10 protein-coding genes, 1 tRNA gene, 2 pseudogenes and 1 other annotated feature are annotated in these 13,583 nt (G+C 57.0%); of the genes and pseudogenes, 10 read left to right on the top strand and 3 right to left on the bottom strand.

What is annotated here, in order from left to right:
* Window positions 1-52: 52 nt before the first annotated feature.
* Window positions 53-129: transfer RNA gene (locus CDI09_RS12050), tRNA-Met, on the top strand.
* A gap of 175 nt (window positions 130-304) precedes the next feature.
* Here CDI09_RS12050 and CDI09_RS12055 read toward each other — a convergent pair.
* A pseudogene (locus CDI09_RS12055) lies at window positions 305-889 on the bottom strand (OB-fold nucleic acid binding domain-containing protein); the annotation flags it as partial.
* A 52-nt stretch (window positions 890-941) separates the two neighbouring features.
* Between CDI09_RS12055 and CDI09_RS12065 the strand changes: the two are divergent.
* Window positions 942-1,813: pseudogene (locus CDI09_RS12065) on the top strand (IS3 family transposase); the annotation flags it as partial.
* Window positions 1,219-1,335 (top strand) — a sequence feature (AL1L pseudoknot). It overlaps the preceding pseudogene by 117 nt.
* Window positions 1,814-2,420: 607 nt before the next feature.
* Window positions 2,421-3,191, top strand: a complete 771-nt coding sequence (locus tag CDI09_RS12075) for an SDR family oxidoreductase (RefSeq protein ID WP_408884498.1) — start codon at window positions 2,421-2,423, stop codon at window positions 3,189-3,191.
* A 63-nt stretch (window positions 3,192-3,254) separates the two neighbouring features.
* On the opposite strand, the gene CDI09_RS12080 is transcribed toward CDI09_RS12075, so the two are convergent.
* The gene (locus tag CDI09_RS12080; protein WP_205836697.1) at window positions 3,255-4,316 is read right to left on the bottom strand and encodes an L-idonate 5-dehydrogenase; all 1,062 of its coding nucleotides are present in this window, start codon (window positions 4,314-4,316) and stop codon (window positions 3,255-3,257) included.
* Between the two features lie 257 nt (window positions 4,317-4,573).
* Window positions 4,574-6,007 carry a helix-turn-helix transcriptional regulator gene (locus tag CDI09_RS12085; protein WP_078524799.1) on the bottom strand — a complete coding sequence of 478 codons (1,434 nt, stop codon included), beginning with the start codon at window positions 6,005-6,007 and terminating at the stop codon, window positions 4,574-4,576.
* Here CDI09_RS12085 and CDI09_RS18210 point away from each other — a divergent pair.
* The 7 genes from CDI09_RS18210 (at window position 5,967) to CDI09_RS12115 (ending at window position 13,291) form a co-directional block, all read left to right on the top strand.
* Window positions 5,967-6,140 (top strand): hypothetical protein, encoded by a 174-nt coding sequence (locus CDI09_RS18210; protein WP_170120496.1) that lies wholly within the window; start codon window positions 5,967-5,969, stop codon window positions 6,138-6,140. The two genes, CDI09_RS12085 and CDI09_RS18210, sit on opposite strands and share 41 nt — an antisense overlap.
* 212 nt (window positions 6,141-6,352) lie before the next feature.
* Window positions 6,353-7,270 carry an AMP-binding protein gene (locus tag CDI09_RS12090; protein ID WP_078524797.1) on the top strand — a complete coding sequence of 306 codons (918 nt, stop codon included), beginning with the start codon at window positions 6,353-6,355 and terminating at the stop codon, window positions 7,268-7,270.
* Window positions 7,271-7,489: 219 nt separating this feature from the next.
* A complete protein-coding gene (locus CDI09_RS12095; RefSeq protein WP_078524795.1) occupies window positions 7,490-8,497 on the top strand; it encodes a Gfo/Idh/MocA family protein in 1,008 nt (335 codons plus the stop codon).
* Window positions 8,494-9,888, top strand: a complete 1,395-nt coding sequence (locus CDI09_RS12100) for an MFS transporter (RefSeq protein ID WP_078524793.1) — start codon at window positions 8,494-8,496, stop codon at window positions 9,886-9,888. The genes CDI09_RS12095 and CDI09_RS12100 overlap by 4 nt, the downstream gene beginning before the upstream one ends.
* Window positions 9,889-9,920: 32 nt before the next feature.
* On the top strand, window positions 9,921-10,682 hold the full coding sequence (locus tag CDI09_RS12105; RefSeq protein ID WP_078527756.1) for a 2-keto-4-pentenoate hydratase: 762 nt from the start codon (window positions 9,921-9,923) through the stop codon (window positions 10,680-10,682).
* 17 nt (window positions 10,683-10,699) lie between these two features.
* Window positions 10,700-11,629, top strand: a complete 930-nt coding sequence (locus CDI09_RS12110; RefSeq protein ID WP_078524791.1) for a 2-hydroxyacid dehydrogenase — start codon at window positions 10,700-10,702, stop codon at window positions 11,627-11,629.
* Window positions 11,630-11,815: 186 nt separating this feature from the next.
* Window positions 11,816-13,291 (top strand): carbohydrate porin, encoded by a 1,476-nt coding sequence (locus CDI09_RS12115; protein ID WP_236944632.1) that lies wholly within the window; start codon window positions 11,816-11,818, stop codon window positions 13,289-13,291.
* Window positions 13,292-13,583: the final 292 nt, after the last annotated feature.

Raw genomic sequence — 13,583 nt, forward strand, 5'->3', positions numbered from 1 at the left:
TAAGGCACGGGAAAGTCGGTCGCCGCCAGGTCTTCCAGTCCTCCCTCACAAACGCGGGGTGGAGCAGCCCGGTAGCTCGTCAGGCTCATAACCTGAAGGCCGCAGGTTCAAATCCTGCCCCCGCAACCATGGTTCAAGTGATTGATATCACACATTAAAACCTGCCCTCACCGGCGGGTTTTTTGTTGTCTGAAATTCCCCGCAGGATGCACATAGGATGCAAATGGGAGTGAAAACGCAGCGTAGTTTGGGCTTAAAGCAGGCCATGTCACGATAGCGTGATGCCTGTCTCTAGCCTTATTGATCAGTGGAAATTTCGCGATCTGACGACGAGGCGCTCACCGTCAGAATCGTTGTTATGGGTGTTGTCAGTAGAGGAGCGATTACCTACGTCCGCCAGCAATATTGACAGATCGGTGATCTCTTTCGCCACCAGATGCACGACGTCGCCTTCTTTCTGCAGCATGCCTTTCACGGCCAGCATCTGGCCGCCAAGCACCACGCGCCGGTTGGCGTCGAATAGATCCGGCCAGATGATGACGTTCATGTTGGCCGTCTCGTCCTCCAGCGTCATGAACACCACGCCTTCGGCGGAGCCTGGTCGCTGCCGGACCAGCACCAGCCCGGCGACAGCTAGGCGCTTTCCGTCTTTTGCCGACAATGCTTTCCGACAGGACATGATACCCCTTGCCTGAAGATCCTCGCGTAGGAAGGTCAGCGGATGATCCCGCAGGCTCAGGCCAAGACGGTTGTAGTCCCGCACAACCTCAGCCCCGTCGCGCATGGGCTGCAGCGGCAGCGGTTCATCGCGCAGAGCCTTGATGGCCCACAGCGCCTCGCGCCGTGCCAGCCCGAGCGAAGGGCGGAACGCGTCGGCTTCGGCCAGATGAATTGCCCCGGGTTGTGTGGAGACAGCAAGACCCGTGAGGTAAGAAATATTCATGAGTAACAAATCGAAGCGTTTTCCGCCTGATTTCGTGACCGTGCAGCCCGCAAGGTTCTGGAGGAAGAGAAGAACCATCCGTCACGCTGGTCCGCAGTGATGATGATAGCACCAAAGCTGGATATTCATCCTGACACGCTGTCAAAATGGACACGTCTGCATGAACGGGCCAATGCACCTGCGGTAAATGATCTGCCTGATCGGGAGAAGATCAGACAACTGGAGCGCGAGAACCGCGAACTGCGGCAGGCCAATGAAATCCTGCGTAAGGCGTCAGCATATTTTGCGGAAGGGGAACTCGATCGCCGCTTCAGGCCATGACGCGCTTCATCGATGAGCACGGGCAGGCATATGGTGTCGGGTCAATCTGCAGGGTTCTGCCGATTGCGCCATCTGTCTATTACGCTCATCAGGCCAGACAGAAACATCCCTCTGCACGGAGCGCAAAAGACAGATGGCTCTGCGATCAAATCCGTAGGGTATGGAACGATAATTTTTGTGTTTATGGAGTGCGTAAGGTCTGGCACCAACTCAGACGCGAAGGCATCGATGTCGCCCGCTGCACGGTAGGGCGGCTGATGCGCCAGATGGGACTGAAAGGTGTCATTCGTGGCAAGGGGGGCAGAACCACACGGCCAGATCCGCAACGCCCCTGCCCACAGGATCTGGTGCAGCGCCAGTTCCATGCGCCAGCTCCCAACAGGCTGCGGGTTTCGGATTTCACTTACGTTTCCACATGGCAGGGCTTTGTATATGTCGCTTTCATCATTGATGTATTCGCCCGCGTGATTGTGGGATGGCGCGTCTCGTCAACTGCCCATACCGACATTCGTAATGGATGCCCTGGAGCAGGCTCTGTGCCAGAGGCAGCGCAAGGGGAAAGTGCGCCACCCCCAGCACGTAAAAGAACAGAAGCGTTACCAGTTCAAGTGTTATGTCCGTATTACCCACGAAATGCAGCACGGTATTGGCCGTACCCTGTGCCGTCGTGATCCGGTTGGCCAGCGACCCGACCAGCATCAGGACAACAGACGAAAATATAGACATTAAAACTGAAGATATACATGTCTTTTACAGAAAGTTTTTTATAAAACGGGCAAGGCACAATGCCTGACGCAGGCAGAAGGTTGAAAAACTGCTGAATGGTGTCGTGGTGGCTTGGTTTTATGGCTTCCTGGAGCGTTAATCGATGGTGCTGCCTGGCGTTCCCCAATCTACTTTTTAAGCAGGATGAATATTTCTCTCCTTCAGGCTATAAAGCAGCCGCACTTCTGATCCTGATGGTGCCCTGCGTGATCTCGATAGATCGTATGGAACAAATCCATTGGGGTGACAGGTTATTCATTATGATCGCGTAGCTTTCCAAGAGGGCAACGGGCCCGCGATAGGATTGTCCTGCCGCACGCGCAGACGTGTGAGGGCATTGACGCGTGGTCCTGCTATAATCAAAGCTCTGATAATACAGACGGACATTGTCATGCAGGACGATACCCTTTTTTCACTTGCCGGAAGGCGGGCGCTTGTGACCGGAGCCTCCCGTGGCATTGGCCTGACCCTGGCGCGTGGCCTTGGCCGACATGGGGCAAAAATTGTGCTGAATGGCCGCCATCCCGAACCGCTGGAGGCTGCCCGCGTCATGCTGGAACGCGAAGGCGTGGATGCCGCGATCGCACCCTTTGATGTGACTGATCAGGATGCCGTCATTGCGGGGGTTGAAAAGATAGAGGCCGAATGCGGGCCGATTGATATCCTCATCAACAATGCGGGTATCCAGCGCCGTGCGCCGCTGGATCAGTTCAGCCGGGCGGACTGGGATGCCCTGATCGCCACGAACCTGAACGCGGTTTTCTTCGTCGGGCAGGCCGTAGCAAGACATATGCTGCCGCGTGGGCGGGGAAAGATCGTTAATATCTGTTCGGTACAGAGCGAACTGGCACGGCCGGGCATCGCGCCTTATACCGCAACCAAAGGGGCGGTCAAAAACCTGACCAAGGGCATGGCAACCGACTGGGCGCGTCATGGCCTGCAGGTCAACGGGCTTGCGCCAGGCTATTTTAAAACGGAAATGAATGAAAAGCTTGTGGCGGACCAGGCATTTACCCAGTGGCTGTGCCAGCGCACGCCTGCCGGTCGGTGGGGGAATGTGGAGGAACTGGTCGGCGCGGCTGTTTTCCTGTCTTCCGATGCCTCAAGCTTTGTCAACGGGCACGTGCTCATGGTTGACGGAGGCATAACCGCTTCCGTGTAAACGGAAGCGGGGCGTTTTGCCCATTTCCGCCAGTAAGGTCAGGCGGAAATGGGTATCGTCCTTTCAACTGTTCAGGGATAGCAGGATCTTGGCTGCCTGCCTGCGGTCTGGCGCCAGCGCAAAGGCTGCGGCAAAGTCGCTCAGGGGAAACTGTTGGGTGACCAGAATATCGGCAATTTCAGGCCGTTCAGCCAGTAAGGCAAGGGCTGCATCGAATTCCGTATCGAACCGGAACGTGCCCCTGAAATCAAGTTCACGGCTGATGATCTGGGCAATCGGCACATCTATGTCTCCCGGCGGGAACATGCCAACCTGCACCAGTATGCCGCCGCGGCGTGTGCGGGTTATGGCGGCAGGCAGGGCGGCTGGCACGCCTGTGGCTTCAAACAGGATATCGAATTCTTCCTCCACCACGGTATGGCGGGTGTTGTAGCACCGGCTTGCACCCAGCCGGGTTGCGCACTGGAGTGGAAAATCCTCCAGGTCGGTTACCACAATCCGTTTTGCTCCGTGATGTACCAGTCCCGCCACGATTAACAGCCCGATTGGTCCGGCCCCCTGCACCATCACGCTACGACCGCGCACATCGCCCGCGCGCGCAATGGCATGCAGGGCCACGGATAACGGTTCGGCAAGGCAGGCCCGGCGGAGCGTCAGGCCGGGAGGAAGGGAATGGAGCTGTGTCGCCTTGAGCGTCATCGCCCGACGGAAGCCGCCATCGGTATGGGGATTACGTGCGGCACTTCCCAGAAAACGCATATTGCGACACAGGTTGCGCTGTTCGCGCGCGCATTCGGGGCAGTGACCACAGGGCTGAGCCGGATGAATGGCCACGGCCTCGCCTGCGGAAAAACCTTTTACATCGCAGCCCAGCGCATCAATGGTGCCCGAGACTTCATGCCCAAGAACCATGGGGGCATGCAGCACGGATGCCCCGACACCCCCATGGGCAAAATAATGCAGGTCCGAACCGCATATGCCGCCCCAGGCCATATTCACCCGCACTTCATCGGGGCCGGGTTGAGGCAGGGGGGCGGGGTCCAGCCTCAGGTCATGCGGCGCATGGATAACCAGTGCTTCGGTCAGGCAGGAACCGATGTTTATATGACTTGCTTCAGTGTACACGTTCAGGATGCTCCCTGCCTGTAACAGGGCCACCGCTGCACGGGTATGGCGGGCCATTTACAGGGTTTTGTTGAACCGGCATGACGGCTCTGGGCAGTGCATGGCAAAAGATTAAGCGCGTGCTCACCCTAACGAGGCAGCAGAGGGTCTGGTTGCCGACATGAAAAGGATGATGTCTGTTACCATCCCGTCCGCACCACCTGCACCCTGCCGGGCGGAGCGGTTACATGGCGGCATGGCAAGGGCGGTACCTGTTCTTATAAGGCCGTGCGATAGGGGGCGATGCCGCGTCCTTCATTGTTGATATCAACCCGGTGGCCAACCATGGGCAGGGCACGGTGATGGCAGTCTTCGCGGGTGCATGCACGGCATCCCGGCCCGATGGGAATGATCATCCGCGGATCATTCAGATCCAGTCCCGCGGAATAGACAAGGTGTTCGGCATCGGTAATGGAACAGCCCAGAACCACGGCGGTCAGGCGGGGGCGGTCAAGGTAGGATATGCTGCTGCGCCCGACAGTGCGGGCTATATTGAGATAGAGGGCACCATCGGTAGTCTGTGAAAGCTGGACCTGGACCTGCTGGGGCGTGCTGAATGCACGGAAAATGTTCCATAACGGGCACGGGCCGCCAAAGCGGGACTGGGTAAAGCGGTTTGCACTGAAACTCTTGAGGATATTGCCGGCAATATCCGTTTTGAGAAAGTAAAAGGGTATGCCCTCGCTCCCCGGGCGCTGCATGGTGCTGAGCCGATGGCATGCCTGTTCGAAACTGACCCCGAAATGGCGCTGCAACCGTTCCAGGTCATGGCGGACCTCACGTGCGGTGACCCGAAAGCGCTCATAAGGCAGAAGCAGCGCTCCGGCAAAATAATTGGTCAGATACACGCGCGCCAGTCCGCGCGCCTCACTTTCGCGCAGGCGGGAACGACGGATGGTACGTGCAAACACGGCCTGATGCTCGATCTGCCCCAGCGCCTGCGCCATCCAGAAGGTACTGCTCTCTGCGGGCAGGATGCGGGAAAGGAATATGGTGCGGGCCCGTCGGTCCATCCGCCACATCAGGCCCCGTTGCCCCAGGCTGAGATCGGTTTCCGTGCGTATGCCATGGTGGTCCAGAAGGTAGCGGGTAAGCTGTTCCCGGGGGCTTCCTTCATTCAGTCGCATCATCTCGAACTGGCGTTCGGCCGTGCGGTCGACTTCATCAAAATAGTTGCGCTGCAACTGCACCCAGTCATTGACGGCCTCGTAAGGCTCCACCCGATCAGGGGCATCATGGGATGGTGTGGTCGCGCCAACCAGTGGCGCCGCAGTATGTTCCTGCCGTAGCAGATAGGCACGATAGAGCCGGACAAACTCTGCGCAAAGGTCAGGTGCTGCACGCATGGCAGCCTGAATACTGTCCAGCCTGATGGCGTTCGTATCGAATACGGGGTCGGTCAGTATTTCACGCAGTGCCTGTATGCCACGTGTTTCTTCAGTATCACTGAAATAATCCGTCCCTACCGAAAATATGTCACACAGGGCACCGAGCAGAGGCAGGGGCAGGGGGCGTATGTCGTGTTCGATCTGGTTCAGGTAACTGGCCGATATGCCAAGGCGCAATGCGAGCGCGCTCTGTGTCATGCTCACACGGTTGCGTTGATGACGGATGCGTGACCCGGTGAAGGTTTTGGTGGCGGCTTTTCTCATCTTCGCAACCTTTGCAATTCGCGGCGCGGCGTTCGCCCCTTTAAACGGCAAAACATCTTCCGCCCGCAACCGGGATTTGTCACAGTCCGTGGTAACAAAAGCAAACAAGAGCATCGCTTATGAAATGCCATGACCGGGTAATGTCCCGTACAGACAGCAGATTTGCCGTAAAACGGACAGCGCGCCGCCTCGGGTTTTGGCTCTGGCGCGGGCTGATTGTCCGGCAGGTGGGCACGCGCCCGTCATTGCGTTTTTGCGCGTAAATTACGCGTTGCCTCTCTTTTAATTTATAGCTGCATCGCGCGTTAAGCGTGCCGGAGCAGTTAAACGACGGGGAACAGGTCCATGACCAGCAGGGTTTATGACAACGTGTTCGTTCTGCCAGCCATCCATGCGCGGCAGCATTATATGCAACCGGTCGAGGACGCGGTCCCACTGCCTGTCGACCCGCTGCCGCACCATGCTTCCCCCATGTTGAATCTCTCCGCCCTGTGCATTGACCGCCATCTGGGCGATCATGCGGACAAGGCCGCGATGGTCTGGCCGGGATCGGGCGCACGACCGGAGGGGCGGGTTTCCTATCGGGTACTGCATGAGGAAGTCTGCCGTCTTGCCAACGCCCTGCTGGATCAGGGCGTGCAACGTGGTGACACGGTTGCGATCCACATGCCATTGATGATGGAAAGTATCGTTGCAGTACTGGCCTGCATCCGTATTGGTGCGGTGCATGTCGTGCTGGCTGGAGTGTCCGATGTGCCGCGCCTGGCCGAACGGCTGGTGCAATGTGGCGCTGCTGTCGTTGTGACAGGGCATGAAACAGACAGTGCATCGCTAAAGGCCGGACTGGACAGCGCCCTGCTTGGTGCAGCTTCCCGTTGCCGGGTGCAACTGGTTCTGGTCGTGGCGCCTGCCGGGGCAGACGTGCCGATGAAGCCGGGCCGCGACCATCGCTATGATGCGGTTGTGGATTGGTACGAGCCTGATTTTCCCCCTGCGGTCATGTTTTCGGATGACCCGCTGTTTGTGCTTTATCCATTGCACAGGCCAGGCCGGGAGCATGGCGTGACATATACGGTAAGGCAGTACAGCCGCCTGACCCGCTACGCAATGGAAATGCTGGCGCCACAGGGCAACGAAGAAATTCCTTACAGTCTCCTCGATATGGCATGGAATGCAGGGCAGACTGCGCTTGTGATCAGCGTGCTAGCAAAGGGCAGCACCATTACCGACCCCGGTGATGGCCTTCAGCCCCCAAATGTCTGATCCGGGCCTCATGCTCACGATTTTGTTTTCAGCCTGACAAAACTGGCCCGATGGGACAGCGTTTTCAGTCAACCGTCACCTGATGCTGACGTTCTGAAATAAAAAATAAATAAAAATCCAACATTCGGTTGTTTTCCATACCTGATGACACAAGACACGCTCCCTGTGGGGCAGGCGTGTCCATTATGGAGAGGGCCTGCAATTGTCCCTGATTATCCGATGAACAGCCCTATCGGTTGGGCTCTTATTGGCGCAAGCAATGTTGCCCGGCAGTGGATTGTCGATGCCATTCGTGCGCAGCCAGAAAGTCAGATCCTGAACGTGCTGAGTTCGAATGAAGAGCGCGGTGCCCGGTTTGCAACTGAAAACGGCATCCCCGCCCATACGGCGGATATCGGCACGATCCTGTCAGACGAGAGCGTGGATGCCGTATATATCAGCACCGCCAACCAGTTTCATTGTAGCCAGACACTTGCTGCAGCCAGCGCCGGGAAAAATATCCTGTGCGAAAAACCGGTTGCCCTGAGTGTGGATGACGCCCGGAAAATGATCACCGCCTGCCGTGACGCAGGCGTGGTGTTGGGCGTCAACCACCATCTGCGCTGCAATGCCATGCACCAGAAACTCCGGCAGCTTCTGGCAGCGGGGGAGATCGGGCGGCTCAATGCCGTGCGGGTCTTTCATGCCAATTTCCTGCCTCAGGCCCTGCAGGGGTGGCGTATCAACGACCCCAACGGGGGCGGGCTGATACTCGACAGCACGATTCATGACATCGACACGCTACGTTTCCTGATCGGGAGCAATCCGACGCATGTCATGGCCATGACGCAGAGCGGTCGCCTTGCCCATGATGGCGTGGAGGATGGCATCATGGTTGTCATGCGCTTTCCCGGTGATGTGCTGGTGCAGATCCATGGCTCCTATACTGTTCCCTTCTCCGAAGGTGGGGTCGAGTTCTATGGCAGTCATGGCGTCCTGATCGGGCGGGACTGCATGAGCCAGCGCGCCGCGGGGCGGCTGTTCATGCGTAATGCCGATGGTGAAAGGGAAATACCGGTTCACCATCACAATCTCTATCACTACGCACTTGCCGCATTCAGCAATGCGGTGCGTGGCACGGGGCAACCCGCCGCAACCGGCGAAGATGGCCTTGCTGCCCTGGCCATAGCGCTGGCCATTCGTGAATCGGCCCTTACGGGCCGTCAGGTCGAAGTGGAAATCCCATGACACAAGCAGCATTCGGGGCTATCGGCGCAAATGGCCGGATAATGCCTCCCCCGGTCCGCCTTGCCCTGACGGTAAGCGAACTGCGTCGCGCCGCATGGACATGCTCGCTGGGAAGTGCGCTGGAATATTATGACTTCGCACTCTACAGCCTGGCCTCGGCACTGGTTTTCGGGCCACTATTCTTTCCCTCGGCCACGCCGCTCACCAGCCTTATCGCCAGCTTTGCCACCTATTTTGTAGGATTTGCGGTGCGCCCCGTTGGCGGAATCATTTTCGGCCGGCTTGGGGACCATATCGGCCGCAAGCGGGTCCTGCTGATGACGGTAACCCTGATGGGGCTTGCCAGCACGGCCATCGGGCTGATTCCCACCTATCAGACAATAGGGATATGGGCACCCATCCTGCTGATTACGGCCAGGATGCTCCAGGGGCTTGGGGCAGGGGCGGAGCAGGCGGGGGCTGCCGTGATGATGACGGAATACGCCCCGCCTGGCCAGCGCGGCTTTTACGCCTCGCTGCCATTCCTGGGTATCCAGATCGGCACGATCATCGCGGCGCTGGTCTATTGCAGCCTGCTGTTCGGGGTAACGGACATCACCCATTCATGGGTATGGCGACTGCCGTTTCTGGTGAGCGCCGTAATCCTGGTGGTTGCGCTTTACATGCGGCTGAAGCTCAAGGAATCTCCCACGTTCGAGATCATTCAGCGCGAGGTGGCGGAAGAGCGTGAGTCGCTGGGTTCCCTCCTGCGCAGTTCAGGGCGCACGATCCTGGCGGGAATTGGCGTAAGAATGGCTGAAAACGGCGGTTCATCCATCTATCAGGTGCTGGCGGTCAGCTATCTTGTCAATACGATGGGCCTGCCCGGGCTGTGGGGAACCACATCGCTGATTACGGCTGCGGTCATTGGTGGCTTTACCGTGCCCGCGGCAGGTATGCTGAGCGACAGGTTCGGGCGGATAAGGACATACCGCACCTTTGCAATCCTGCAGGCCGTAACGGCGTTGCCGGTATGGTATGCCTTCAGCACCGGGCGTCCGCTGCCAGCTGTCATCGGCCTGTCCGTGGCGCTGGGTGTGACGACATGGGGCATGTTCGGCACGCAGGCCGCGATGCTACCCGAAATGTTTGGCGCCCGGCACCGTTATATGGCCGTGTCGATGTCGCGTGAAGTCTCGGCGGTTATCGGCGGTGGCCTGACGCCGCTGGTGGGTTCGTGCATCATCAGGTGGGTTGCGACCTTTTCCCCGCATGCGGCGCATCCGGGCCAGATGTCATGGCTGCCCATTTCGGTCTATGTCATGTTTCTTGCTGGCATTACCATCGGCACGACTTTTATTATTCCGGAATGTCGCGACCGTGATCTCGTTGAGCAGCACGACATACTGTAGTTGTTTTTTATTTTGTAATGGAAAATATGTACATGTGCACCGTTATGTCATCCGATGTCGCGCACCTGCTGCAATCCGTGCGGAATGGAACGGCAGCCCCCCCCGCCCAGGTGCCCGACAGCCTGATCCCACGCTCCATTGAGGAAGCCTATGCCATACAGGATGTGGTCAGGCGCCATCTCGGGCCGATCGCAGGATGGAAGGTTGGATCGGAAACCCCTGATTCAGAACCGTTCTGCGCGCCCATCCACGCCGCCACCGTGTTCAGCGATGGCGCTGACATTCCGGCCGGCCTCTGCCGCCACCGGGGCGTGGAAGCCGAACTTGTCTATCGGTTCGATCGCGCCCTGCCACCGCGTGCTGAGGAATGGACCCGCGACGAGGTGCTTGACGCCATCGGCACGATTCATCCAGCCATCGAGATTCTGGACAGCCGTTTTGAAAAGCCCGGTTCACAGCACAGGTTTCTTCATACGGCGGACCAGCAGAGCCACGGCGCCCTGATCGTGGGGCATGGCGTGGCGCAGTGGCGTCAGTTTACGCCGGTGGCGCAACAGGTGATCCTGTCCATCAATAACCAGACCGTGGCAGATCATGCTGGTGGCAACTCAGCAGGTGATCCCCTGCGCCTGCTGGTGTGGCTGGCCAACCATGCCAGCAGGCGCAAAATCGGCATCTCCGCTGGCAGTGTTGTCACAACCGGTTCAACAACCGGAACGATTTTTGTTGGGCATGATACCGCAGTCACGGCCCGCTTTCCCGGTATTGGCAGCGTGCATGCCCATCTTTCCTGAACTGGAAACCTGATATTATGAAACCCGAAATTCTGCTGATTGAACCCATGATGCCCGAAATCGAAAGGCAGCTTGATGCGGCCTATACCGTGCATCGCTTTACCTCGGTTGCGCAACTGAAGGACATTGCGGCCAATATACGCGGCATTGCGACGGGTGGCGCCACCGGTGTGCCACAGGCCGTCATGGACAGCCTGCCTGCCCTTGAAATCATAGCCATAAACGGAATTGGCACGGATGCCGTAAACCTGAAGCAGGCCAGGGAGCGCAATATCCATGTCACCACCACGCCGGGTGTCCTGACTGATGATGTGGCGGATATGGCCATCGGGCTTGTCCTGTCGCTTCTGCGCGGTCTGCCCGCAGGGGACCGGTATGTCCGTGATGGGGCGTGGGGTGATAAACCGGCCCTGCCGCTCGGGCGCAAGGTAACGGGCAGGAAGCTCGGGATCATAGGCATGGGCCGGGTGGGGCGTGCGATTGCGCATCGCGCCCAGGCTTTTGCCATGCCTGTATCCTATACCGACCTGCGGGATTTTGAACTGAAGGATTACGCCTTCGTGCCTGATCTGCTGTCATTGGCGCGGAACAGTGAAATTCTGGTCATTGCGGCATCGGGTGGCGGGGGATCACGGCATCTGGTCAACGCTGAGGTTATGGAGGCGCTGGGGCCTGATGGTTTTCTGGTCAATGTCGCCCGCGGTTCGGTTGTGGATGAACAGGCGCTGATACAGGCGCTTGACGCGGGAAAACTCGGTGGTGCGGCGTTGGATGTGTTCGAGCATGAACCCGACGTGCCTGCGCCGCTCCGTCATTCCACCCGTGTGGTACTGCAGCCTCATCGTGCCAGCGCAACGGTGGAAACACGGCTGGCCATGGGAGATCTGGTTGTAAAAAATCTTGCTGCCCATTTTGCGGATCAGGCACTGCTGACTGCCGTGATCTGAACTGACGTACTGCTTGTGTGAGATACGCCACGTAGCCTGGCGTATCCACCACATACTGAAGACATACCTGCGGGCAGGGCATGCTTCATGCATCTATATTTCCAAATGTCATGAATAAATATTCATAAAATGGGTATTTATTTATATAAAACAAATTAAAATGGAACAGGATGGATGCGTGCGTTCTTGACGGTTATTATGACATTGTGCCGTCCAAAACAGGTTTTCAGAACGGAAGCCTTGATCATCATCGTGGGGATGATGTTGTGCGGTCAGGCAGCAGCGCAGACTTTTCAGGACAACTCCACCAGTGACGCCAGGCTACGTGTGGCGACGCCGCTTATGGCCCACCCGTCAAACGGGCCTGTGGTTCCCCCGTTTTCCCGGCCGGAAGCCCTGTTTACGGACCCGTTCGGCATGACATCATGGCTGCGTGCGCGTGGCATTGCACTGACAATGGATAACACGAATGAATATACGGCCGCCATTTCAAAGCCGACGCCCGGTTATCCGAATTACAAGCAGGGATCAAGTAACGCAGGGCAGATGAATACCGCCCTTCATATCAATTGGGAAAAGATCATCGGCCTGAAAGGGTTTGCCACCCATACGCTTTTTACCAGCCGCTATGGCACGACCGCCAACCGTATGATGGGAGACTGGCTTGCGCACTCATCAGAAATATATGGCGGAGGGGGCAATGTTGTCGTGCATCTGGTTACGGCATATGGGGAAGAAAACCTGCTGGGTGGTCGCGTCAGTATTGCCGGGGGGAGGCTGACTGAAATGAGTGAATTCAGTGCCAGTTCGCTGTTCTGCAATTTTCAGAACAACGGTTTCTGCGGACGGCCCAAAGCCGCGATCGATAATCAGTATATTACGTCCTATCCGGCTGGAGAGTGGGGCTTTCGTGTCCGTGGGCGTCCATCGCGCTACATTTACATACAGGCCGGTGTTTATTTTGCCGAACGTGGAATTTACGCGAACAGCCAGCATAGAACCGGTTTTCATTTCAATTCATCCAATATTGTAGGGCAGCTTGCGCCGATTGAACTGGGTTGGGAGCCAGTGTTTGGGCACAGGCATAACCTGCCGGGACATTACAAGATTGGCGGCCAGGTGATTTCCGCCCCCAATCCTGACAATTATTATGACAGTCAGGGTCAACCTTATGCCCTTTCTGGCAGGACGGCCCGCAACCACCAGCAGACATGGAGTACATGGTTTGAAATCGACCAGAAGCTCCTTCACCATTCCTATTCCAATGCCGAAGGCGGTCTGACTGCAATGACTGGCGTGATCTATAATGATCCGCGCACGTCATTGCGTAATTACGAAACTTATGTGGCGTTTGTGGATCGGGGTTTTATCAGAAGCCGTCCCTATGATTCTTTTGGCATGGTCATGACCTATGTAAAAATTGCTCCCGGTGTTTCAGATACGGATATGCTGGACTTGAGTATGGTTCCCGCCAAAACGGCGCCTAACCATGCTACGGGTATTCAGGGGCACGAAACTGTATTTGAGGCGAACTACCAGATTCATGTCATGCGCGGTGTGGTGTTTGCTCCGGATTTCCAGATCTATTTCCGCCCGAATGCACAGAAAAACCTGAAGAATGTGGAGTTCGTGGGGTTCAAATCACAGATACAGATTCTGTAACCGGACTGGAGGTTATATGTATAAGAGGCATAGCCTGATTGTATCTGTTGTTGAGGGGATTTCACGATATTGTAAAACAGGCGTTTATGGTCTGCAAAAGCTGATGGCCCGGCCTTGCTGACCTTCAGCCCGGGCATCCTTCCTGCTTTTGGGGGTTTGTCCTGTTTACTTTATAAAAATGGAATTGAAAATTTAACGATTGCCAATGTTATTGTATTCATGAAACGGAAGTGGCTTTATGTCATCTATTTTACTTGATTTGTGCGTTCCGTTTTTGTCAGAATATCGATAT

It is taken from the genome of Komagataeibacter nataicola, assembly GCF_003207795.1.
Lineage (GTDB): Bacteria > Pseudomonadota > Alphaproteobacteria > Acetobacterales > Acetobacteraceae > Komagataeibacter > Komagataeibacter nataicola.